Origin of the sequence: Paracoccus simplex (assembly GCF_042648325.1) — a bacterium.
Lineage (GTDB): Bacteria > Pseudomonadota > Alphaproteobacteria > Rhodobacterales > Rhodobacteraceae > Paracoccus > Paracoccus simplex.
Window position 1 is genome coordinate 106,817 of record NZ_JBHRXE010000006.1, and the last position, 22,010, is coordinate 128,826.

The window sequence follows — 22,010 nt, forward strand, 5'->3', positions numbered from 1 at the left end:
TGCTTCAGAATTCGGCCCGCAGGTGGCGCGAGAAGAACAGCTCGCGGATCTCGACCGCGTTCATCCGGGGGGATTCGAAGATCAGGTCCAGCCAGATCTTTTCCAGCCGCTTCTCGTTCATCTCGGTATAGGCCAGGTCGAACTCGGTCACCTGCTGGCCGGGCTGGCCCGGCTCGAAGCTGCGCAACTGCAGCGTCACCTCGTCGATATTGGGACCGTGGCCGATGTTCAGCCGCGCATAGACGTTCAGCGCCCGCTCGGCCAGGACGCCGGTTTCCAGCCGCAGCACATGGCTGCGCGTCAGCCCGGCCAGCGCGCTGACCGGCAGGTCGATGGACAGCGACAGGAAATTGCCGGCAAAGCCGAAGACCTCCAGCCGGATGCCGAAGGGCGCCAGATCCGTCGCCCCGGCATTGTCGAGCTGTTCGAGGATCAGCGCCCGCTCCGGACAATCGTGCCAGACCGCCGCCGCATCGCCCAGCTTGCCGCCGCTTTCAGGCCCGGCCACGCCCCGGGGCGAGATCTGGCCGGTCATGAAACCCGGCCGCCAGCGCCAGTCGGTGCCGCCCGGCAGGTGCAGCGCGTCCAGCGCCGCGCGGGACCGGGCGACGCGGCGGTCGGCGCGCAGCAGGAAACGGTCGAGCCTGGCGCGCAGCGCCAGCGCCTCCTCGCGCAGCCCGCGCAACCGGCCCGGGCCCAGGGTTCCGGCATGATCGGCCAGCGCCTCCCAATGGCGCAGGGCCCGGGCGCGGGTTTTCCGTTCGATCCACTTGCGGGGACGCATCGCCATGCCGTTCTGCCTGTCACTGATCCATGTAGACGTGGGTTTCCGCCGCCGCCCCGGGATGGGTGACGGCACCGTAGCGGGCCTTGCCGACGAGCTGGGCATATTTCCACAGCGCGCCCGACGCGTAATCGGTCGGCCGCGGCCCCGGCCATTCGGCGCGGCGCTGCGCCAGCTCCGCCTCGGTCAGCGCCACCGAGAGCGCGCCCCCGACGGCGTCGATGGTGATGATGTCTCCGTCGCGCAGCAGGGCGATGGGACCGCCATGCGCCGCCTCGGGACCGACATGGCCGACGCAGAAGCCGCGCGTCGCGCCGGAAAACCGCCCGTCGGTGATCAGCGCCACCTTCTTGCCCATGCCCTGGCCGGACAGCGCCGCCGTGGTCGCCAGCATCTCGCGCATCCCGGGGCCGCCGGCCGGACCCTCGTTGCGGATGACGATCACGCAGCCCTCGGCGTAATCGCGGCGCATGACCGCTTCGAAGGCGTCCTCCTCGCAGTCGAAGACCCGGGCGGGGCCGGTGAAGACCTGGTCCTCGGGCGCCATGCCCGCCACTTTCACGATGGCGCCGTCCGGGGCGAGGTTGCCCTTCAACCCGACCACACCGCCGGTCCGGGACAGCGGCGCCGTCACCGGGTGGATGACCTTGCCGTCCGCCTCACGGGTGATGCGGTCCAGTTCCTCGCCCATGCTGCGGCCCGAGGCGGTCAGGCAATCCTCGTGGATCAGCCCCGCCTTGCGCAGCTCGCGCAGCACCACCGGCACGCCGCCGGCGTCGAACAGGTCCTTGGCGACATAATCGCCGCCGGGGCGCAGGTTCACGAAATAGGGCGTGTCGCGGAAGATGTCGCAGACGTCGAACAGGTCGAACGCGATCCCCGCCTCATGCGCGATGGCCGGCAGGTGCAGCCCGGCATTGGTCGAGCCGCCGGTGCAGGCCACCACCCGCGCCGCGTTCTCCAGCGCCTTGCGGGTCACCACGTCGCGGGCGCGGATGTTCCTTTCGATCAGCGCCATCACCGCCTCGCCCGAGGCCAGCCCGTACTGGTCGCGCGATTCGTAGGGCGCGGGTGCGCCGGAACTGTTCATCAGCGCCAGGCCGATCGCCTCGCTGACGCAGGCCATGGTGTTGGCGGTATATTGCCCGCCGCAGGCCCCGGCCGAGGGGCAGGCGACGCGCTCCAGGATCTCCAGCTCGGCATCGGCCAGATTGCCGGCGGCGTGCTGGCCCACGGCCTCGAACACGTCCTGCACCACCACGTCGCGGCCGTGGAAGCGGCCGGGCAGGATCGAGCCGCCATAGATGAAGACGCTGGGCACGTTCAGCCGCACCATGGCCATCATCATGCCCGGCAGCGACTTGTCGCAGCCGGCCAGCCCCACCAGCGCGTCGTAGCAATGGCCGCGCATGGTCAGCTCGACCGTATCGGCGATGGCGTCGCGGCTGGCCAGGCTGGCGCGCATCCCCTCATGCCCCATGGCGATGCCGTCGGTGACGGTGATGGTGGTGAATTCGCGCGGGCAGCCGCCGCCCTTCTTGACGCCCTGCTTGACCGATTGCGCCTGCCGGTTCAGCGCGATGTTGCAGGGCGCGGCCTCGTTCCAGCAGGTGGCGACGCCGACCCAGGGGGAATGGATCTCTTCCTCGGAGATGCCCATGGCATAGAAGAAGCTGCGCTGCGGCGCGCGGGCCGGACCCTCGGTCACATGGCGGCTGGGCAGGGACGACTTGTCGAAACGGTTGTTCTTCATGGCGACATCCTCTGACTGGCGACTTGGATAGGGCTGGACCGCCCGGGGGGCAAGGCCCCAAGGCGGCGAAAACAGCTTGCGGTTGTGGCTAGGCCGTCGCCGCGTTCAGCCGCGCCGCCATGATCAGGTCGTTCATCGTCACGCCGCCCGCCGAATGGGTCGAGAAGCTGACGCGGGCGAAGCCCCAGCCGAAGGCGATGTCGGGATGGTGATTGGCCGCCTCGGCCTGCCAGGCGGCCAGGTTGGCCAGGGCGGCCGCCGCCTTGAAGCTCTTGAAGAGCCATTCGCGGCGGATCGCCTTGCCGTCCGCGGCCAGCTCCCAGCCGGCAAGCCGGGCCAGCGCCGCGCGCAGCGCCGTCTCGGCCAGCGCGGGGGCGCCGTCCACGATCTTGCCATGGGCCAGGTCGGTTTCGGGTTCTTCGGCAGGTTCGTCGGTCATGATGCTCCTCCGTCACAGGATCGGCGCGGCCAGCGCCAGCAGGTTGTTGCGCAACCGCCGCCGGATCGACCAGCCGCGGATCTCGTCCAGGTCGATGCGGCGCGAGCGGGCGATATAGCTCTGCTGGCGTTCGTCCAGCAGCTCGGTCACGTCGGGACCGACCAGCAGCATGTTCATCTCGTAATTCAGCTGGAAGCTGCGGCGGTCCATGTTGGCGCTGCCGATCATCGCCATCTCGCCATCTGCGGCGATGATCTTGGAATGCAGCAGCCCGTCCGGAAACAGCATCAGCTTCACCCCGGCCGAGACCAGCCCGTAATAGAATCCCTCGGACGTGGCCTGGACGACCAGCGAATCGTTGCGCGCCGGCAGGATCATCGTCACGTCCACCCCGCGCCGCGCCGCCGTGCGGATCGCCGAATCCAGCGAGGCGTCGGGCACGTAATAGGGCGTGGTGATCACCAGCCGTTCGCGCGCCGCATAGATCATCGTCGCCATGCAGTCCGACAGCGACCCCTGGCGGTCGTCCGGGCCGGTGGCGATCACCTGGGCCAGCGCCCCCGGCGCCCGCACCGGCGGCGCCATCTGCAGCATATCGCCCAGATCCTCGCCGGTATAGCTCATCCAGTCCTGCAGGAAGACCGCCTGCATCTGCCGCACCACCGGCCCTTCCAGGCGCAACAGCACGTCGATCCAGGGCGCGAAGCGCGGCTTGACGGCAAAGGCCTTGTCCGAGCAGTTGCGGCTGCCGGTAAAGCCCAGCACATGGTCGATGACCACGATCTTGCGGTGGTTGCGCAGGTCCATGCGCTGCGACAGCCCGCCGATGATCGGCAGGCCCAGCGGCAGCGCCTCGACGCATTCGACCCCGGCCTCGCGCATCGCCCGCCAGCTTTCGGAATAGCCGAAGGCGCGCGAGCCGAAGGCGTCGATGATGGCGCGCACCTTGACGCCCCGGCCGGCGGCGCGGATCGCCGCCTCGGCCACCAAGCGGCCCGAGGGATCGTCCAGCCAGATGTAGAACAGCATGTGCACATGGTCGCGCGCCGCGTCGACGGCCGCCACCAGATCGGCGATGGCGCTGTCGTCCTCGGCCAGCAGGGTGGCACGGTTGCCGGCCACCGCCGAGAAGCCGCCGGTGGCGCGATTCGCGGCAATGACCGGGGCGGCGAATTCGGGCGGGCGCTTCACCGCCTCGGGGCTGGGCGTCCACAGGCCGGACAGCCGGGCGCGGACATTGGCCATGGTCTCGACCTCGGCGCCGCGCATGCGGATCTCGCCGAACAGCACATAGGCCAGGATGCCGACCAGCGGCACCAGCTCGATCACCAGGATCCAGGACAGCCGCACCGTCGGCTCCAACCGCGGCCGCAGCAGGACGCGCACCGACACCGCCAGCGCAATCGCATAATGAAGGAACACGAACATCTGGGTCCACATGACCCGCATGAAAGCGCGGGCGGTGCGGAATTGCAATTCCGCGCCGATTTGCCTAAGTCACGCCCTGAACAGAGCGCAGGGGCCGTCGATGAACTGGATCACCAATTATGTCCGTCCGCGCATCAATTCGCTGTTCTCGCGCCGCGAGGTGCCCGAGAACCTGTGGACCAAATGCCCGGAATGCGGGACCATGCTGTTCCACCGCGAACTGTCGGACAACCTGAACGTCTGCACGAATTGCGACCATCACCTGGCGATCTCGCCCCGGCTGCGCTTCGCGGCGCTGTTCGACGGCGGCGTCTTCAACGAGGTCAAGGTGCCCGAGCCGGTCGCCGACCCGCTGGGCTTCCGCGATCAGAAGAAATACCCCGACCGCATGAAGGCGGCGCAGAAATCCACCGGCGAGAAAGAGGCGATGCTGGTCGCCGAGGGCGAGATGGGCCGCACCCCGATCGTCGCCGCCGCGCAGGACTTCTCGTTCATGGGCGGGTCGATGGGCATGTATGTCGGCAACGCCATCATCGCCGCGGCCGAGCGCGCGGTGAAGCTGAAGCGGCCCTTGGTGCTGTTCTCGGCCGCCGGGGGCGCGCGGATGCAGGAAGGCATCCTGTCGCTGATGCAGATGCCGCGCACCACCGTCGCGGTCGAGATGCTGAAAGAGGCGCGGCTGCCCTATATCGTCGTGCTGACCCATCCGACCACCGGCGGCGTCACCGCCAGCTATGCCATGCTGGGCGACATCCAGATTTCGGAACCGAACGCGCTGATCTGCTTCGCCGGCCCGCGGGTGATCGAGCAGACCATCCGCGAGAAGCTGCCCGAGGGCTTCCAGCGCGCCGAATACCTGCTGGACCACGGCATGCTGGACCGGGTGACGCATCGCAAGCAGCTGCGCGAGGAGCTGATCACCATCCTGCGCATGCTGGGGGGCTTGCCCGCGCCGGTGGCGGGCGATCTGCCCGCGCCGGGCAACATCGCCCCGCCGCAGCCCGAGGCCGAGGCGCCCGCCGCCGACAGCAAGCCCACCTGAACCGGACGACATCGCGATGACCTCCTCCGACGCCATCCTCGCGCGGCTCATGCAGCTGCACCCCAAGGTCATCGACCTGTCGCTGGACCGGATGCACCGCATCCTGGCCGCCCTGGGGAACCCGGAACGCCGCATCCCGCCGGCGATCCACATCGCCGGCACCAACGGCAAGGGCTCGACCCAGGCAATGATCCGCGCCGGGCTGGAATCGGCAGGCCTGCGGGTGCATGCCTATACCTCGCCGCATCTGGCGCAGTTCCACGAGCGCATCCGCCTGGCCGGCGAGCTGATCCCCGAGGCGGACCTGGCCGCCACGCTGGAGGAATGCGAAGCCGCGAATGGCGGCGCGCCAATCACCTTCTTCGAGATCACCACGGCGGCGGCCTTCCTGGCCTTCTCGCGCGCACCCGCGGATTACACGCTGCTGGAAGTCGGCCTCGGCGGCCGGCTGGACGCGACCAATGTGATCGAGTCGCCGGTGTTGACCGTCATCACGCCGATCAGCATCGACCACACGCAATACCTGGGCGAGACGCTGGCCGAGATCACCGCCGAAAAGGCCGGCATCCTCAAGCGCCGCGTGCCCTGCATCGTCGCGCCGCAAGAGCCCGCCGCCCGCGCGGTGATCGAACAGAAGGCCGAGCGGCTCTTCGCGCCGCTGCGCATCGCCCGGCAGGACTGGGACAGCCGGCGCGAGGGCGACGCGCTGGTCTATCAGGACGAGCACGGGCTGATGGACCTGCCGCTGCCCGCCCTGCCCGGCCCGCACCAGATCGTGAACGCCGGCACCGCCATCGCCGCGCTGCGCGAACTGGGTTTCGGCCGCGTCGAGGCCCGCGCCGCGGTGACCGAGGCAGAATGGCCGGCCCGCATGCAGCGGCTCAGCCGCGGCCCGCTGGTCGAGGCGGCCGGCGGCTGCGAACTCTGGCTCGACGGCGGCCACAATCCGGCGGGCGGCGAGGCGGTGGCGGCGACCCTCGCGGCCATGGCGAGGAAACCGACGCATCTGGTCTGCGGCATGCTCAACACCAAGGACGTGGCGGGCTACATGCGCCCGCTGACCGGGGTGGCGCAAAGCCTGACCGCCGTGGCGATCCCGGGCGAGCCGAACACCCTGCCGGCCGAGGACACCGCCGCCGCCGCCGCCTCGGTCGGGCTCGCCGCCGCGATCGCGCCCGATGCGCTGACGGCAGTGCGGCGCCTGGCCGCGGACCAGCCCGGCGCGCGCATCCTGATCTGCGGCTCGCTCTACCTCGCCGGGCAGGTGCTGCGCGAGAACGGCTAGGCCGGCGCGCGTCCGCAGCCGGCAGTGGGGGCTCTGCCCCCCGTCCCTGCGGGACTCCCCCCGGGGGTATTTGGAAAACGGTGAAAGCCGGCATGTGCCCGGATCCGGCGCGCAAGCAGGGTCAGAACCTCACCTGTCCCGGCGGGCCGGGAACGGGCCACCGCTTCACCGTTTTCCAAATACCCCCGGGGGAAGAAGGCCGAAGGCCGGGGGCAGAGCCCCCATGACCGCGCAGCGCGCCGCTAGGCCCGCCCCCAATCGGCGTCGCGCATCTCGCGCAGGCGGCTGGCGGTGCGTTCGAACTCGAAGGCGCCCTCGCCTTCGGCGTAAAGCCGTTCCGGCTCGTCGGCGGCGCTGGCGATCAGCCGCACCCTGGCCTCGTAAAGCGCGTCGATCAGGGTCACGAAGCGCTTGGCCTCGTTGTAGTTCGACTGCGACAGCCGCGGGATCGAGTCGATGAACAGCAGGTCCAGCGCATCGGCCATGGCCAGGTAATCGGCTGGGCCCAGCGGCTTGCCGCAAAGGTCCCAGAAGCTCGCCCGCCCGATGCGGCCAAGATGCTGCGGGATCTCGACCTGGCGGCCCTTGACCTCCAGCAGCAACGGCGCGGTCGGCGCCCCCGCGGTGTCCTGACGCCACAGCGCATCCATCCGGTCATGCGCCGCCGTGTCGGCGGGGATGAACCAGACCTGCCCGGCCTCGTCGCGATTCTGGCGGTGGTCGGTGGCGCTGACCAGCTCGACCACCTCCAGCCGCTCGCGCAACAGCGCGATGAAGGGCAGGAACAGCTGGCGGTTCAGGCCGTTCTTGTAAAGCTCCTCCGGCACCCGGTTCGAGGTGGTGACGACGGTCACGCCCTCCTCGAACAGCACCTGGAACAGCCGACCGACGATCATCGCATCGGCGATGTCGGTGATCTGCATCTCGTCGAAGCAGAGCAGCCGCGCCTGCTGCGCCACCGCCAGCGCCACCGGGCGCACGGCGTCCTGCTGGCCGGTCTTGCGCACCCCCTCCAGCGCCGCCTGGATCTCCTGCATGAATTCGTGGAAATGCACCCGGCGCTTGGCCGCGACCGGCGCCGCCTCCATCACCAGATCCATCAGCATGGACTTGCCGCGGCCCACGCCTCCCCAGAGATAGAGTCCCCTGACCGCCGGCGCGGGCGCCGGGGCCGCGCCGCGCAACCGCGACAGCCAGCCGTTCCTCTGCGGCGCCGGGGCCGGGGTCGCCGCCAGGTCGCCCACCAGCCGGTCCAGCACCGGCAGCACGCCGCGCTGTGCCGCATCGGGGGCCAGTCGGCCGGTCGCCACGCGGGCCTCGTAAAGTTCGGATACGCTTGCCATGCCCTGCCCCTGCCAAAGAAAGGACCGGCTCGCAAGGGCCGGCCCGAGATTTCCGTCGTTTTCGCTAAGGTTCAACGGCCACGGCGCTGGAAACTGCCCCTATTTCCCAACGGGGCAAGCGATTCGCTGCGCAGCAAGCGGCTCTGACCAAGGGGTGGCCGGCCGCATCGCGGGCGCCGGCTGCCGCCGGCCCTAGACGATGGACCTGTTGCGGGTTTCGGCCCGGATGAACAGCGTGCCGATGGCGGCCAGCAGCAGCAGCGCCGCAAAGACGCCGATCGCGGTGCCGAAGCCGCGGGCCACCACATAGCCCATCAGCGACGGCGCCAGCAGCCCGCCCACCCGCGCCACCGCGCTGGCCGTGCCCATGCCGGTGCCGCGCAAGCCGGTCGGATAAAGCTCGGGCGTATAGGCATAGAGCGCGCCCCAGGTGCCCAGCAGCGCAAAGCTCATCAGCAGCAGCGCGGCCGCGACCAGCCAGGGGCTGCCGGCGACGGTGAAAAGAAGGCAGCCTCCGGCGCTGAGCAGCAGGAAGATCTGCAAGGTGGGCTTGCGCCCCCAGCTTTCCACGCCATGCGCCGCCAGCGCATAGCCCGGCAGTTGCGCCAGCGCCATCAGCACCAGGAAGCCATAGCCGCGCACGAAGCCGAAGCCGCCCTTGACCAGTTCCGCCGGCAGCCAGACGAAGACACCGTAATAGGACAGCGAAACCAGGAACCAGGCGGCGAAGATGCCCAGGCTGCGGTTGCGCAGCTCGGGGCCGAACAGCCGCGCCTCGGCGGTGACGGGCGGCGCGGCAAGGCGGGTGCCCTGCGGCAGGGCGCGGGCGCCGTTCGCGGTCAGCACCCGGTCGATCACCGCGCGCGCGCCGGCCTCGTCGCCCTTGCGCAGCAGATACATCGGCGATTCCGGCACCCAGAGCCGCAGCCAGACGCCGATCAGCGCCGGCAGGGCGGCCACGGCAAAGATCCAGCGCCAGGGCTCGGCCGCGCCGGCCAGATGCGCGACCCAGGCGGTCAGGGCGATGATGATGGTGCCGATGGCCCAGAACCCCTCCAGCCAGACCAGCCAGCGGCCGCGATTCCGCGGCGGCAGGAACTCGGCCATCATGGCGTAATCGACCGGCAGCGTGCCGCCCACCGCCATGCCGGTCAGGAAGCGCAGCAGCATCAGCGACCAGATGTCCGGCGCAAAGACCGAGGCTAGGCCGAAAACCGCGTCGCAGGCCACCGTCAGCAGCAGCACGTCGCGCCGGCCGATCCGGTCGGCGATGCGCCCGAACAGCGTCGCGCCGGCGAACATGCCCAGAAAGAACAGCGTGCCGGTCTGCAGGGCCTGCGGCACGGTCAGCCCGAAACTGGCCGCGATCGAGGCGGCGGTAAAGCCGATGGCGATGACCTGCATCGCATCCGCCGCCCAGACCAGGCCGAAGATCCCCAGCAGCCGCCGCTGGAAACGCCCCGCGCCGCCCTGGGTCAGGGCCTCGTCGATGGTCGGGTTCATGGCTCGCCTCCGCTGATCCGCCTGTCGGGCAGTTTTCCGACGATTGCCGCCATGTCCACAGCAAATCGCCGGAGCGCCGCGGTTTCGTCGCGGTTTGTTGCGCCGGTCGCATGCGGGAAAGGGCCACCCCTTGGGGATGGCCCTGCCCGGATTGCGCGCCGATGCTCAGCCCAGTTCGACCTCGAAACTGGGCAGCCAGCGCTCGATGACGAAATCCATGCCGCCCCAGCGCACCGTCCTGGTCAGAGTGGTGCGGATCAGCCCGCGATGGGCGCCGTAGCCGCAGCCGGCCGCGTCGGTCAGGGCCCGGTAATCGGTCGGATCGCGCTGCATGGCATAGCGGATCGCCGTGACCGGGCCGGCGACCTCGATCAGGATGTCGCCGCCCGAGACGCCGGCGGCAGTGATGGCGCCGCCGCCGACCGCCTCGAGCCCCAGATGCGCGGGATCGCCGCCGTAATCGGCATAGAGCCCGGCCGCGCTGGTCAGCGCCTCGTCCTCGCGCAGCGAGATCGGGATGGCGATGCGGTCGCCCGTCCGCGAGGCCGCGCCCGGCAGCAGGTTCCAGGGCCGCCCCGCCGCATCCTCGGCCGCGGCCCAGACCCCGACCTCATAGGCGCGGACATATTCGGACCAGAGCTTGTGCACGCCTTTCCCGTCGCCATTGTCGATCTTGTAGGGATAGAGCGGGCCGATCAGTACCCCGTTGCGCGCCCGCACGAAATCCAGCTGGTCCAGCTTGCACTGGTGCAGATTGGCCGCGGCGCCCTGCATGTAGCCGCCGGTCTGCTGCAGGAACGGCCGGATCGGCGTGACCTGCCCGGTCAGCCGGCGGATCTGGGCGATCATCTTCTCGACCGTGGCCTCGGCCGCGGCCTGCCACCAGCCGCGCGGGCGGGCGACATCGGCCTCGCCCTGGTTCAGGAACAGGCGCGGCACCCGCACGGCGCAGCCCTGCGCGGCGAAAACCCGCGCCGCCTCGGACAGCCACCATTCCGCGTTCTGCCAGGGCGCCAGCAGATCGGCAGAGCCCGTTGCCGGGTCGTCGTCGAAATTCTCGATCGTCTGGCCGCCGGCATCATGGAACTGGAAGGCGACGGCCTGGCCGACCAGCCCGTCCCGCAGCATACCGCAGGCCAGCACCGCCCCCTCGGGGATCGAGGTCTGCACCACCATCGGCCCGCTGCCGGCGGCAGGCGCGGCGGTGTCATAGCCGTTCAGCAGCGGGTTCGCCACATTGCCGATCGCGACGCCGTCGGCGCGGCGCAGCCCGGTCAGCATCAGAGCGCCGGGATTGGTCCCGCCGCCGAACACGTCTCGCCATTTCTGGCCGTTCGGGGCGGTCTCGCCCCCGAAATTCGCGCCCAGGGCCAGGGATTGCCCACGCGACACCAGCAGATCGACGGTATTGCCCGGCGCCGTTACGCCCCCCGAAAATGCGCGACGACATCCTCGAAGCGCAGGGCGAAGGCGCCGCCTGCAGGCCGGGCGCAGACGGCGATCTGCTTGACGGTGCCGCGGACATATTGCCCGGTGCGCACGGTGGTGAAATTCACCCCCGGCATGCCGACAGGGGTTTCCTGGACCAGATCGCCCGCCAGCGTATAGGCGCGGACCGTCCGGGCCCGATTGTCGATTTCCAGCCCGACGACGAATTCCTGGCCATAGCTGACCGATCCCAGCGCGATGTTGCGGGCGGTGCCGTCATGATAGCGCGCCTGCAAAGCGCCGTTGTTGTTCTGGATGGCGATGGCGCCGGCGGAAGGGTTGGCCGCCAGCACCTGCGCCACGCCCGAGCCGTAGCCGTCCAGCACCGCGCGCACGACGATGAACACCCCGTCCACGCCCGCATTGCTCAGGTTGATCGCCTGCAGGCTGCGGCCGTCGTTGAAGGCCACGCCCTCGGGGCCCATTGCGATGGCCGCGCCCGAACTGGTCGCGGCAAGGTTCCAGCCACCGCTGCCCTTGTTGGACAGGCCGGTGACCGCGGTCGCGGCGCCGGTATAGGCCGAGCCTGCGTCAAAGAACCCGGCCGCCTGCGCCATGTCCGGCACGACCTCGGCCGCCGGCGCCACGATAAGCGAAGCAGTCTCGGCCTCGGCCATGCCCGCCTCGTTGCGCCAGCGGACAGTCAGCGCGTACTCCCCCGGTTCGGCAAGCTGCAACCGCATCTGCGCCGCATCGACCCGGTCGCGGATCGTGCTGCCGTTCAGGGTGATGTCCCATTCCGCCGCCGGCACCGGCATGCCGGTGGCCGAGCCGATATCCAGCGTCACGCTGGCACCAATTCCGGCATTGTCCGGCGAAAGTGCCGGCGGCGCCACCACCTGCGGCGCGACGGCCTCGCCCTGCCCGGCGATCAGCGTGGTGCCGCGCGCATCCAGCAGCGGCACCGCCCGACCACCGGCATGGATGCGCTGCACGCCGCGAAACAGCGCAGCGCTCAGCCCGGCATGGATCGCCAGCGGATTGTCCCGCGGATCCAGCAGCACCAGATCGCTGTCGCGCCTTTGCCCCTCCGGCAGGGCCTCGTAACCGGCCTGGTCCCGGGCGACGACCAGCCGCACCGCGCTGCCCTCGCGCGCCGCCTTCAGGTTCTGGGCGCTGGTCCGTTCCAGATCCCCCAGGGTGATCTCGGTGGCCGAGGCCAGAAACAGCGATTTCACCTCGAAGACCTTGGCCACATATTGGTTGTAGCCCTCGATGCTCCAGTTGGTGGCCGCCGCATCGCCCTCGGCATTGACGAGCAGCGGCAGCGACCACTCGCCCTGCGCATTGGTGGTGGCCTCGACCTTCCGGATCACCACCTGCGCGCCGTCGAACACGTCGGACCCGTTCAGCGTGGCGACGATCTTGCCCTCGGCGATGGGGGCAAGGGTGGCATCCATCAGGACACCCCTGACTGTGGCTTTGTTCGGCATCTGCGTTCCTCTGCTCATTCCGAAGGGCGCGGACATTATCCGGAGGATTCGGCAGCGTTGCCGGTTGTGGCCAAGCAACGGCCGGCCGCGGGCAAAGGCAGTTTGGATCGGGGATCGCGCCGGACCGGATCAGGCGGTGGGAAGCAGCACGCGCTTGCCCAGCCGCTCACGCACCGGACGCAGCTTGCCGATCACCTCATGGATCTTGTCGCCATTCGCGGGCACGCCCAGTTCGACACAGCGGACCGCCGCTTCCAGCGCGGTGGGAAAGCGCCCCAGCCGCGCCGCGTGGACGCCCAGCACCCGGAAATACAGCGCGCTGCGCCGCCGGCCCTGCAGCAGGGCACGGATCGGCGGCCGCGACTCGGGTTGTCCCAGCAGGGTCGGCAGCACGAAGCCGCCCAGCAGCCGGGCATCCTGCATGACCAGCAGCGGCATGTGCCCGGCGAAAGGCAGCGCCACCACCTCCCAGTTGCGGGTCAGCGGATAGAGCGCCAAGTGATGCCGGTCATCGTTGCGGGGGTCCAGGATCACGGTGATCCGGGCATGTTCATGGATCTCGCGCGTGACGTCGTGGCGGAAGGCGCCAAGCGCCTCGGCCTCCTTGCGCCAGCGCTTCTCGAACGGCACCACTGCCCGCTCGATCGAGAATTGCGGCACCACCGCGACCACCCGCTCGGCGCGCAGCCGGCCCGAGCCCAGCAGCGCCCCATAGCCGCCCATGCTGGAGCCATAGGTGACCAGCGGCCGCGAGCCGGCATGGGCGCGGATGGCCTCGATGGCGGGAAAGAAGTCGTCGTTCTGGAACCAGTCGGTGCGGTGGTTCAGGACGAAATAACCGTCCACCGCCTTGGCGCGCAGCCAGCGCTCGGCGAAACCGGGCCGCACATTGCCGGGGTTGAGCCCGGCATGGGAGAAGGTCACCACCGCGGGCCGGCCCGCCTCGAGATTGTCCGGATGCTGCGCGGTGCGGATCGTATAGGCGGAACTGCTGTAGACGATCTCTTCCCGCAGCGGCATCTGATGCCCCCTTTTCAGCGTAACAGCTGATACACAACCAAAAACTTCTGTCGTTCTACCTGCAATCCACAGTTGTTATCAACAGGGAATAAACTAATTTGTCTGCCGCCGTGCAGGCGCTGGCGGACAACCGGAAAGCTCCGCCCGCTTGCCCGAGAGGCTTGGATCGCGAAGGACAAGCGCGCCGTTTCCGTCCCTCGAAGCCCGGGGGTCAGAGCCTGTCGGGAACAGACGCTTTGGCCGACCCGTTCAGCTCGACGCCCGGCGGGCCGCCGCTGTCAAGGCGTTCCTGAAATCGTCATAATCCCAAGGATTTGCCTGGTCCAGCCGACACCGCATCGGCCATCAGCCTGACGCACCGCGCAAAGCCCCGCGACCACGATCCCGGGCGCGGAATGTGGGCTCAGGCGACGCCCTCGGCCTTCTCGTCTTCCAGCCCCACGAATTCCGCAGCCGGCTTCTTGCCGACAACCTTGCCAAAGGTCGACAAGGCCAGCCCCTCCGGGCCCAGATAATCGAAATGCCGCTCCCACGCCCGGCGCACGTCCTGCTCCGAGGCCCGCACCATGCCGCGCTTGCGCAGGATCTGCGCCTCGTGCCGCGGCGTGTCGTTGTCGCCGCGATGCGTCACGATGCTGGGGAAATGCGGGTCCGTCACCGCGACCAGATGCTGTGGGATCTTGAAATGCCCATAGTCGAACACGGTGCGAGAGCTGTGCCGTACCGCCGCTCCGGCACTGAAGAAGGGGCTATACCAGTTGTAGATCCCCTCGGTCGGCCCGTCGGTCACGCAATAATAGAGCGACGAGAAGCTGACGGCGAAATGCGCGTTGCGCCACATTCCGGCGGCATGGCGGCGCAGGCGGCGGATGAAATCCTTGGCGACGCAATCGTCATCGTCCAACCGGAACTGCACGGTATTCGGCAGGTCGATCTCCAGCTCGGCGGCAATGCCGGTGACCGCCCCCGAGACATGCAGCGGTGGCAGGAACCGCAGCACGACCTGATCGACGGGCTGGCAAATCGCTTCCAGCCGGCGGCGGTATTCCTCGGGCATACGGTCCGAGGAGATGACCAGGAAGCGGAAATTCGGGTCGCTTTGCGCGCGCATCGAAGCCAGCGTCAGATGCTCGAAGGTCGCCAACCGCGACTCCATGCGGTCGGGGGCGAAAAGCTCGGCGGCCTTTTCCTCGTAGATCGCCTCAAGCTGGTCCTCGGACTTGTTGCGATAGGCCTTCCAATCCCCGCGGCCCAGCATGGAAAACCGGCATATGCCGAGAATGGAAATGTCTTGTTCCTTCATCGTTCGCCCGCAAGTTGTCCCGCCCTTCCTTCCTAGCAGGTCATCCCCCGCGATGCCATACGCTAAGCCGCGCGTCAGAGCCCAAAAGGTCCATCTGTCAGGGATTTGCGCAGAACAGGGTTGAGAATGCGAAAAGCCACGCGACCCGGAAAGGTTGCATGACTTTTCTCTGGATCATGGCGCCGGCGAACCCATCCGGTGTTTTGGCGGCGATTCGCTGCATAATATGCCGGGCGGTGGCATGTCCCCCGCCATCAGCTTCTCGGAACTCGCTCGGATCCGCCCCCAACGATCCCGCACAGGCTTGACCGCCCGGCCATTTTTCCCAGATGCTGCGGACTGGATCGGGGGGCCGCTGGCCACGCGGATCGCCCTGCGCAACAAAGATGGCGTCGCGGGCCCTGATGACGCCGGTGGATAAGGGGCGAGCCTGAATCCCTGAAACGCCAACGGCCCCTGCCCCGCGACTGACCGGGACGGGATCATATCGGTTGAGATCGCCGAGGATCAGGTCGGCTTGGGCGGATCGACCCACATACCCATGGACTGCGTGGTGATCACCGAAGCGGTCGCGACGGCGGCGACGGCAAAAACCCCGAAAATCAATGTCGAGGCAAGAATGGCCTGATGCGGCATGCTCAACTCCTGTTTGCGCTGGCGCCCAGCTTGCGACTCTCCGCAAAGAGGCGCAAGGTGCTCACGGTCGGGTTTTGTTCCTACTTTGGTCGCAGTTTTCAACCATTTGGTTTGGTTTTGTTCGCGTATCGTTCGAGTCGGAAGTCTCTCCCTCACCCACCTTGCGAAAACCGCACCGGACAGCCCCGCAGCCCCGCTCTTGGGTCCGATGATGCCGTCCTGGACAAGGGTTGCGGATTTCTGGAAAGCGCGGGTCACGGTGTCGCGGCCGAAAATCGCGTCGATGGCCCGCTCGCGCCAGAATGATGCCGCTCAAAAGGCATCTCCGGGCGGCCGCGACACTTGAGCCCTGCCGGGCACATGGCCTCCTCGATGCAGAAGCTCCGCACGAAGGCGAGGCGATCGGATGGGGTGGCGGCCAGGCGCGGCGCGCTTTCGGGACATTTATGGACAGGACCATTTTGACATAAAGTCCTCGCTCCGCAGGAGGCGCGGAAAATGTGGCAGGATAGTTTCGCCCCGTGATACAGAATCGCAGGCGGTTACTTTCATCGGGCCAAGGCGCTTGACTGCGCCCTTGGTTTAGGGCCAAGGATTTCTGATCCCCTTAAACTGGACGGTTTTGTCCAACAACACCGATTTGCAGTTTTATTTACCATGACCACCCAGAACGATTTTCACGCCTTCAACATTGAACCCATCGTGGACGAGCCGAAGCTGACGATCTTGCGCGGCGTCCCGGCGAATCCAGCCCCTGGCCCCATGGTCGTTTCTTTCGGAAGCTGGGGCCCCAAAGGCCGCCCTCCGGAATTCCGCCATGCTTTAGCTGCCATGCGGCGCAAGACCTTGTTCGTTTTGGAGCATGACTTCGGATATTATTCTCGCCCCCAGCGCGTGGATCGCATTTTCCCGATCATCGCTGAGGAAATGGACCGCCAGAAAACAGAGGTCGTCGATACGATGGGGTTTTCCATCGGCGCTTTCGGGGCGATTTCCTGGGCTGCCATTCTCCCGGTTCGCCATACGATGGCGTTTGCCCCCCGCTGGTCTCCCGATCCCGCCATCGTTCGTGATCCGCGCATTCGCGCGGAGATGGTCGAAAACTCGGGCGGCTTGCGCTTCCCTACTGCGAAAAAGGGACTGGAGAAAATCAGGGGAGGGATGATTCTCCATGGTTTGAACGGCCCTGACCGACTGCATATCCCTTACTTTCTCAGGACGTTTCACCTTGATCATTGGGTGGCGCCCCAAGGGGATCACTTCATGCCGGCATGGTTGCGCAAGCGGCACATGCTGATCCCGGTGATCCGCGCGGTTCTTAACGGCGAGCGAAAGGTCCACAATGGCCTGATGAAAAAACTCCAAGCCGAAAGGTCTCGGAGTCTTTCCATGCTCTATCGGCTTGCGCATCTCCGGATCACGGCGCCGAATCCCGGCATCGACAAGGGCGGAATAGCATAGCGGCCGGCGTTTCTTGCGGCGGCCCATCGTCCGAGCAGCGCGCAGAGACCGCGCGAGCCGAGCTGGGAAAGGACCGCGGTCACGGCGACGGAAACCGTCAACTCCGGATAGGGTCGGCGCCATGCCGATGGCCATGAGCATCTTTCCGGCCAGGAACGGGCCAAAGGCCGGGTGGCGCCGGGGCCGCACCTCAACCCGCCTGGAAAATCCGGCACGGTATCCCTGGTCTTGAACCGGGCGCCAGCAGTCGACAGCTCGCCCGGGCCATGTCCCCCGCTCCAGATCCGGCGCTCGGGTTCCAGATCACCCGACGACGGACAGGCGGGTCGTGCAGTTCATGGCGAACCGCCTGAACGCCTCCATCACGCGCCGGCCCTGGCCGGCCTTCCAGCAAGCGGATGCAGCGGATGGGGCAAAGGCGCCAGGCACGGTCAGGCGCCGCCTGGCGGAAGCCAAGGCGACGGTGGACCGTCGGCAGAAGAACCTCATCCACGGCGGGATCGACGAGGCCTTTTCGACGTTCGCATCGGGCCGGCGCCGCGCCGAGCGAGGCAGCCAAGGCCAAGATGAACCCTCTGCCGGATATCAGCGAGGTTGCACGCTTCCGACTGCGGCGGATGATCTCGGAAAGATGCTCGACCGCTTCGCGTTGCGGATCGGCGTTGCCGTTCCCGACAAGGATCGTGATTGCTTCGAGATGTTCCGGTCGACGATCACCAGCGTGACGTCCAAGCCCTGCCGGGTGGTGCCATGGACTGTGGAGGGAACCATAGCCCCCTTCCCTGCCCTATCGGGAACAGGTCGGGGGGTATCCATGGTGCCGGTGAAGGGACTCGAACCCCCGACCCCATCATTACGAATGACGTGCTCTACCAGCTGAGCTACACCGGCGTTCCATGTGCCGCGCCGGATAGCAGGTTCCGGCGCGGGCGAAAAGGGGGGATCAGTGTTTTTTCCCCGCGATCTTCACCGTCGCTTCCTCGGGCGGCTCGACATCCGGGCGCACAGGCAGAATGTCGCCCTGATCGGTGACGACCGGCTTGCGCGCCGCTTCGGAAACCGGCGCGGCCTGCGGCGTGGGTGCCGCGACAGCAGGCACCGGGATCGGCTCCGGCTCGGGGTCGGTGACGGTCATCGCCGGTTCGGCCCCACCCACGCCCGCGGCCGCACGCCGGTAATCCGACTCGCGCGGAACCATGCCGGGCGCGACATCGGCCACCTCGGCCAGAGGCACCGGCTCGGGCTCGGGCCGGGACTCGTCCGGCTGCCGATCGACCATGCCGGCGGCGCTGGCGCGCGGCGGGATCGGCACCGCGGCCGGCACCGGCGGGTCGGCCGCAGCAGCCTTGCCGCCAACCAGCAGCGGCAGCATCTCGGCCCCGTTCGCAGCCGGCGCGGTCCAGACCGCGCTGTCGGGCTCGCGCCAGGTCAGGGTGTCGAAACCGCCGCAGCTATCGCAGACCGGAGACCAATCCGCCATGACGTTGTGGCATTTGTCGCAGACCCATTGCGGGCCGCGGCTGGCGACCAGCGCGCGCGCCAGGATGCCGCGCACCACCGCGTCGTCCGCGCCCTCGCCCCGCTCGATGGCGGCCAGGATCGACAACGAGCGCACCGTCGGGTGCTTCTGCGCCAGATCGCCCAAGGCGCGGCGGGCACCGGGAAAATCCTCGGCGGCCAGCAGCAGTTCGGCGCGCAGCAACCGGGTTTCCTCGTGATCCGGGTTCTGCCGCATCAACTCCTCGAAGCGACGCAGCCGCGCGGCCGGCTTCTCGTCCGGCACGATCTCGGCATAGGCGGCGGCGATGGCGGGATGCGGGCGCACGCTCCAGGTCTTCTGCAAAACCCGGCCGGCATTCCTGGCGTCGTTCTGCGCGACATAGCTGCGCGCGGCCAGCACGGCGGCCGGGATCAGGTCGGGACTGGCCCGGTTGGCCGAGATCGCGGCCTCGCGCGCGCTGATCGAATTGCCCTCGGCCAGCACCTCGGACGCCTCTTTCAGCGCCAACACCGCGTCGCGGCGCAGATGCACGTCCTTGGGAAGCTGGCCCTGCTTGCGCTTGTCCTTCAGCACCGCGCGCGCGCCCTTCCAGTCGCCCTCGCGGGTCTGCAGTTCCAGCAGCATGTCCTGCACCTCGGCGTGCTTGGGCTTCAGCGCATAGGCCTTTTCCGCCAGCTTCAGCGCCGTGGCGGTATCGCCCTCGGCCAGCTTCTGGTGCATCAGCCCGCGCACGCCGACAAAGCGGGTGCGCTGGTCCGACAGCAACCGGCGATAGATCTCGGCCGCCTTGGCCCGGTCGCCGGCGACCTCGGCGGCCTGCGCGGCCAGCAGGTCGGTGACATGCGGCTTGTCGAGGAGCCTTGCCGCCTTGGCGGCCTTGTCCTGCGCCAGCCGGCCCTCGCCAGAGGCGACGGCCAGCATCCCGTCGGACAGCGCGTCGTAACCCTTGCGCTCGCGCGAGCGGGCGAAAAAGCGGTTGATCGCCGTCTCGTCGCCCAACAGGAACCGAATGAAGGCGATCAGCAGGCCAAGCGCCCGCACCACCAGCCAGCCCAGCAGCACCACCACCAGCGCCGCGATGGCCAGCTGCACCGGCCCCAGCGTGTATTCGGTGCCGCCATAGACCATGCTCAGGCCCTGGCCGCTTTCCGAAAGCTGCAGCGCCCCCAGGGTGATGGCCAGAACGATGGCGAAGAAGATCAGGATTTTCAAAGCCGAAAGCAGCATGACGGGATCCTTACAAGCTGCCGGCGGCCAGGGCGGCCAGCGCGGCATTGGCCTCGACCCAGACACCCGCCTTGGCGGTCCAGTCCGACATGGCGTCCTGGCCGGGCTGCGGCAGGCCACCGATCTCGGCCAGCGCGCCCTTGATGTCGCCGGCCTTCACCGCCGCATCGGCACGCGACAGGACCGCGTCGGGATCGTCGCCCTCGCGCGGCTCGACCGAGCGGGCGCCGGTCTGCACCCGCAGGAAGTTCCCGATGCTGTCCAGCGCGCCGCCATTGCCGGGCGTCGCCTTCAGCGCCGCGGCCAGCCCGTCGCGCGCTGCGGCAGGGAAGTCGCCGCGCAACTGTTCCAGCGTCGGCACCTCGCCCGCCAGCACCACCGGAGGCTCGACGCCCGCGGCGCGCAGATCGGCCAGCGCCTGATCGCGCGCGCCCCCGGTCTCGATCGCCGCCTGCAGGGCGGCGGCGGCGGTTGCGGCCTGCGCACGGCGATTCGCGGCCTCGGCGCTTTCCTGCAGCGCGGCGGCTTGCGACTGGGCGGCGGCGATGCGCTTCTCGGCCTCCGCGGCGGCGGCGGCGATCTGGCCTTGCAGCGCCTGCGCCTGGGCAGCGAAGTCCTGCATCCGCTCGGCCGCGGCCGGGTCGGCCGCCGGGCGCGAAGAAAGCTCGTCGATGCGCTGCTGCTGGGCCGTCAGGCGGGCATTTACGTCATCCACCAATTGCTGCAGCTGCGCGCCGTTTTCGCCCGAGACCACGGTCTGCGTCGCCGGCCGCGCCGCCAGTTCCGAGACGGTGCGTTCCAGCGCCGCCAGCTTGTCGGTCTGGGCCTTCAGCGCCGCCGCGTCGCCGCCTGGCAGTGAGGCATCGGCCAACGCCTGGCGCGCCGCATCCGCCCCCGCATCCGAGGCGCGGCTGGCGAAGACATCGCCCTGCGCCTCGATCTCGGCCTTGGCGGCCTCGGTGCCGGCCTCGCGGGCGGCGGCGATCTCGGCCTCGGTCGGGGCGGTTTCGGGCAGGGCGGGCTGCCAGGCCGGCGGCAGATGCGGGATCGCCCACCAGGCCGCGGCGGCGCCCAGCCCGGCAGCGACGACGCCGCCCAGGACGGTCGGCATGAAGCCGGCCTTGCGCACCTCGACCACACGGGTCTCGACCCGCTCGGGCTTCGGCTCGGGCTTGGCGGCATCAGGTTTCGGAGCGACGTTCTTCGCAGCCTCGGACCTCGCGGTCTCGGGTTTCGCAGCCTCGGGTTTCGCGGCGGCCACCGGCGGAATGAACGACGATTCGACCCGGGCCCCGCCCGGCTGCGCCGCCGCGGCCGAGGGTTTGGGCGCCGCGGCTTCGGCGCCCTTGCCCGAACCGACCAGCCGCGATTCGACCTGCGGTTTGGCTTCGGTCTTGGCCGGTCCGGCACCCTCGCCCGAGCTGACGGGGCGGCTTTCGATCACCGGGCCAGACACCGCCTTCTTTTTCGTTTCCTGTCCGGGGGTTGACGTGTTGTCGCTGGAATTGGCTTCTGGCTTTCTCACAATTCTTCCCCGTTCCGTTTCTGCATTGCGTCCCGGCGGCCCCGGCCCTTGCCATCGCGCCCCGGCCCGCAATCATGACTGGCTCCCGGCGGCAGTCTAGTGGGCGGCGCGATACGCCTCAACCCGCCTCACATGCTTTGTTCCGCGCCGAGCAGCCTTTCCAGCGCGCATATCATCCCTTCCGCATCGGGGGCAGGGGCGATGACGACGCGGTCGGCGGGGTTTTGCCACGCCGCCCGCGCCGCTGCGCTGATCGGCACCAGCCACAGCGGCGCCCGCGCGCCCCCGGCCTGCCCGGCCAGCAGCCGCGCCGAACGGGGCGAGAACAGCGGCAGGATCACCGGGGCGGTTCCCGCCAGCACCGCCTGCGCCTCGGGGGTCAGCGGCATGGGCAACTGGTCATAGACGACCATGCCCGGAACCGGCAATTCCTTGGCCACATGCGCCCCATGCGGGTGCAGCCAGCCCGCGTCCAACCCCCTGAGCAGCGGCATCATCCGGGCCGCGTCGCCCGGCCCCTCGGTCACCGCGAAGCCCGGCGCGCGCGCCGCCTCGGCGGTCGCCGGGCCGACGCAGATCGCCGGCCGGCCGCGCCCCGCGCCCGCCGCCGGCACCGCGTTCACCGAGGTGAAGACCAGCCCCCGCGCCGCCGCCAGCCGCGCCGCATCATGCGCCACCGGCCGGATGCACAGCACCGGCGAGATCACCACCGGCAGCCCCAGATGCGCCACGGCTGCGGCAAAACGCCGCGATGCCGGCTCGGGCCGGGTCAGAAGCAGCAGGGGCACGGGCTTGGGCGGCATGGCAATCGGCCTGACAAGGTGTTAGTTCCCCCTCTG

At 68.9% G+C, this 22,010-nt stretch carries 17 protein-coding genes and 1 tRNA gene; 3 read left to right on the top strand and 15 right to left on the bottom strand.

What is annotated here, in order from left to right; genetic code table 11:
* Positions 1 to 4: 4 nt before the first annotated feature.
* From ACFOMP_RS02600 to cls, 4 genes are all read right to left on the bottom strand, one after another.
* A complete protein-coding gene (locus ACFOMP_RS02600; RefSeq protein WP_289893371.1) occupies positions 5 to 790 on the bottom strand; it encodes a DUF6478 family protein in 786 nt (261 codons plus the stop codon).
* Between the two features lie 13 nt (positions 791 to 803).
* Positions 804 to 2,537 carry a dihydroxy-acid dehydratase gene (gene ilvD, locus ACFOMP_RS02605; protein ID WP_379027772.1) on the bottom strand — a complete coding sequence of 578 codons (1,734 nt, stop codon included), beginning with the start codon at positions 2,535 to 2,537 and terminating at the stop codon, positions 804 to 806.
* An 88-nt stretch (positions 2,538 to 2,625) separates the two neighbouring features.
* The gene (locus tag ACFOMP_RS02610; protein WP_379027773.1) at positions 2,626 to 2,976 is read right to left on the bottom strand and encodes a 4a-hydroxytetrahydrobiopterin dehydratase; all 351 of its coding nucleotides are present in this window, start codon (positions 2,974 to 2,976) and stop codon (positions 2,626 to 2,628) included.
* 12 nt (positions 2,977 to 2,988) lie between these two features.
* Entirely contained in the window at positions 2,989 to 4,404 is a 1,416-nt protein-coding gene (gene cls / locus ACFOMP_RS02615; protein WP_289893368.1) for a cardiolipin synthase, read from the bottom strand.
* A gap of 100 nt (positions 4,405 to 4,504) precedes the next feature.
* On the opposite strand from cls, the gene accD reads away from it, so the two are divergent.
* On the top strand, positions 4,505 to 5,446 hold the full coding sequence (gene accD, locus ACFOMP_RS02620) for an acetyl-CoA carboxylase, carboxyltransferase subunit beta (RefSeq protein WP_289893367.1): 942 nt from the start codon (positions 4,505 to 4,507) through the stop codon (positions 5,444 to 5,446).
* Positions 5,447 to 5,462: 16 nt separating this feature from the next.
* Positions 5,463 to 6,731 carry a bifunctional folylpolyglutamate synthase/dihydrofolate synthase gene (locus ACFOMP_RS02625; protein ID WP_379027774.1) on the top strand — a complete coding sequence of 423 codons (1,269 nt, stop codon included), beginning with the start codon at positions 5,463 to 5,465 and terminating at the stop codon, positions 6,729 to 6,731.
* A 242-nt stretch (positions 6,732 to 6,973) separates the two neighbouring features.
* Here ACFOMP_RS02625 and zapE read toward each other — a convergent pair whose 3' ends face one another.
* From zapE to ACFOMP_RS02660, 7 genes are all read right to left on the bottom strand, one after another.
* Positions 6,974 to 8,074 (bottom strand): cell division protein ZapE, encoded by a 1,101-nt coding sequence (gene zapE, locus ACFOMP_RS02630; RefSeq protein ID WP_289893365.1) that lies wholly within the window; start codon positions 8,072 to 8,074, stop codon positions 6,974 to 6,976.
* A gap of 192 nt (positions 8,075 to 8,266) precedes the next feature.
* Positions 8,267 to 9,577 (bottom strand): MFS transporter, encoded by a 1,311-nt coding sequence (locus ACFOMP_RS02635; RefSeq protein ID WP_379027775.1) that lies wholly within the window; start codon positions 9,575 to 9,577, stop codon positions 8,267 to 8,269.
* Between the two features lie 165 nt (positions 9,578 to 9,742).
* Positions 9,743 to 10,969 (bottom strand): hypothetical protein, encoded by a 1,227-nt coding sequence (locus ACFOMP_RS02640; protein WP_379027776.1) that lies wholly within the window; start codon positions 10,967 to 10,969, stop codon positions 9,743 to 9,745.
* A gap of 29 nt (positions 10,970 to 10,998) precedes the next feature.
* The gene (locus tag ACFOMP_RS02645; RefSeq protein ID WP_289893362.1) at positions 10,999 to 12,465 is read right to left on the bottom strand and encodes a hypothetical protein; all 1,467 of its coding nucleotides are present in this window, start codon (positions 12,463 to 12,465) and stop codon (positions 10,999 to 11,001) included.
* 162 nt (positions 12,466 to 12,627) lie between these two features.
* Positions 12,628 to 13,518 carry a hypothetical protein gene (locus ACFOMP_RS02650; protein WP_379027777.1) on the bottom strand — a complete coding sequence of 297 codons (891 nt, stop codon included), beginning with the start codon at positions 13,516 to 13,518 and terminating at the stop codon, positions 12,628 to 12,630.
* 403 nt (positions 13,519 to 13,921) lie between these two features.
* The gene (locus ACFOMP_RS02655) at positions 13,922 to 14,821 is read right to left on the bottom strand and encodes a glycosyltransferase (RefSeq protein WP_379027778.1); all 900 of its coding nucleotides are present in this window, start codon (positions 14,819 to 14,821) and stop codon (positions 13,922 to 13,924) included.
* A gap of 507 nt (positions 14,822 to 15,328) precedes the next feature.
* Positions 15,329 to 15,457 carry a hypothetical protein gene (locus tag ACFOMP_RS02660; protein WP_379027779.1) on the bottom strand — a complete coding sequence of 43 codons (129 nt, stop codon included), beginning with the start codon at positions 15,455 to 15,457 and terminating at the stop codon, positions 15,329 to 15,331.
* Between the two features lie 657 nt (positions 15,458 to 16,114).
* Here ACFOMP_RS02660 and ACFOMP_RS02665 point away from each other — a divergent pair.
* Positions 16,115 to 16,918, top strand: coding sequence for a hypothetical protein (locus tag ACFOMP_RS02665; RefSeq protein WP_379027780.1), 804 nt, complete (start codon positions 16,115 to 16,117; stop codon positions 16,916 to 16,918).
* Between the two features lie 815 nt (positions 16,919 to 17,733).
* On the opposite strand, the gene ACFOMP_RS02670 is transcribed toward ACFOMP_RS02665, so the two are convergent.
* From ACFOMP_RS02670 to ACFOMP_RS02685, 4 genes are all read right to left on the bottom strand, one after another.
* Positions 17,734 to 17,809 (bottom strand) — tRNA-Thr (locus ACFOMP_RS02670).
* A 52-nt stretch (positions 17,810 to 17,861) separates the two neighbouring features.
* A complete protein-coding gene (locus ACFOMP_RS02675; RefSeq protein ID WP_289893357.1) occupies positions 17,862 to 19,646 on the bottom strand; it encodes a heme biosynthesis protein HemY in 1,785 nt (594 codons plus the stop codon).
* A gap of 10 nt (positions 19,647 to 19,656) precedes the next feature.
* A complete protein-coding gene (locus ACFOMP_RS02680; protein WP_379027781.1) occupies positions 19,657 to 21,171 on the bottom strand; it encodes a COG4223 family protein in 1,515 nt (504 codons plus the stop codon).
* A 128-nt stretch (positions 21,172 to 21,299) separates the two neighbouring features.
* A complete protein-coding gene (locus ACFOMP_RS02685; RefSeq protein ID WP_379027782.1) occupies positions 21,300 to 21,974 on the bottom strand; it encodes a uroporphyrinogen-III synthase in 675 nt (224 codons plus the stop codon).
* Positions 21,975 to 22,010: the final 36 nt, after the last annotated feature.

Bases quoted from the DNA above. Each gene is read 5' to 3' on its own strand.
- ACFOMP_RS02675 (WP_289893357.1), bottom strand. From the start codon at position 19,646: ATGCTGCTTTCGGCTTTGAAAATCCTGATCTTCTTCGCCATCGTTCTG.
- accD (WP_289893367.1), top strand. From the start codon at position 4,505: ATGAACTGGATCACCAATTATGTCCGTCCGCGCATCAATTCGCTGTTC.
- ACFOMP_RS02635 (WP_379027775.1), bottom strand. From the start codon at position 9,577: ATGAACCCGACCATCGACGAGGCCCTGACCCAGGGCGGCGCGGGGCGT.
- ilvD (WP_379027772.1), bottom strand. From the start codon at position 2,537: ATGAAGAACAACCGTTTCGACAAGTCGTCCCTGCCCAGCCGCCATGTG.
- ACFOMP_RS02650 (WP_379027777.1), bottom strand. From the start codon at position 13,518: ATGCCGCTGCGGGAAGAGATCGTCTACAGCAGTTCCGCCTATACGATC.
- ACFOMP_RS02645 (WP_289893362.1), bottom strand. From the start codon at position 12,465: ATGGATGCCACCCTTGCCCCCATCGCCGAGGGCAAGATCGTCGCCACG.
- zapE (WP_289893365.1), bottom strand. From the start codon at position 8,074: ATGGCAAGCGTATCCGAACTTTACGAGGCCCGCGTGGCGACCGGCCGA.
- ACFOMP_RS02655 (WP_379027778.1), bottom strand. From the start codon at position 14,821: ATGAAGGAACAAGACATTTCCATTCTCGGCATATGCCGGTTTTCCATG.
- ACFOMP_RS02600 (WP_289893371.1), bottom strand. From the start codon at position 790: ATGGCGATGCGTCCCCGCAAGTGGATCGAACGGAAAACCCGCGCCCGG.
- ACFOMP_RS02685 (WP_379027782.1), bottom strand. From the start codon at position 21,974: ATGCCGCCCAAGCCCGTGCCCCTGCTGCTTCTGACCCGGCCCGAGCCG.
- cls (WP_289893368.1), bottom strand. From the start codon at position 4,404: ATGTTCGTGTTCCTTCATTATGCGATTGCGCTGGCGGTGTCGGTGCGC.
- ACFOMP_RS02660 (WP_379027779.1), bottom strand. From the start codon at position 15,457: ATGCCGCATCAGGCCATTCTTGCCTCGACATTGATTTTCGGGGTTTTT.
- ACFOMP_RS02665 (WP_379027780.1), top strand. From the start codon at position 16,115: ATGACCACCCAGAACGATTTTCACGCCTTCAACATTGAACCCATCGTG.
- ACFOMP_RS02610 (WP_379027773.1), bottom strand. From the start codon at position 2,976: ATGACCGACGAACCTGCCGAAGAACCCGAAACCGACCTGGCCCATGGC.
- ACFOMP_RS02625 (WP_379027774.1), top strand. From the start codon at position 5,463: ATGACCTCCTCCGACGCCATCCTCGCGCGGCTCATGCAGCTGCACCCC.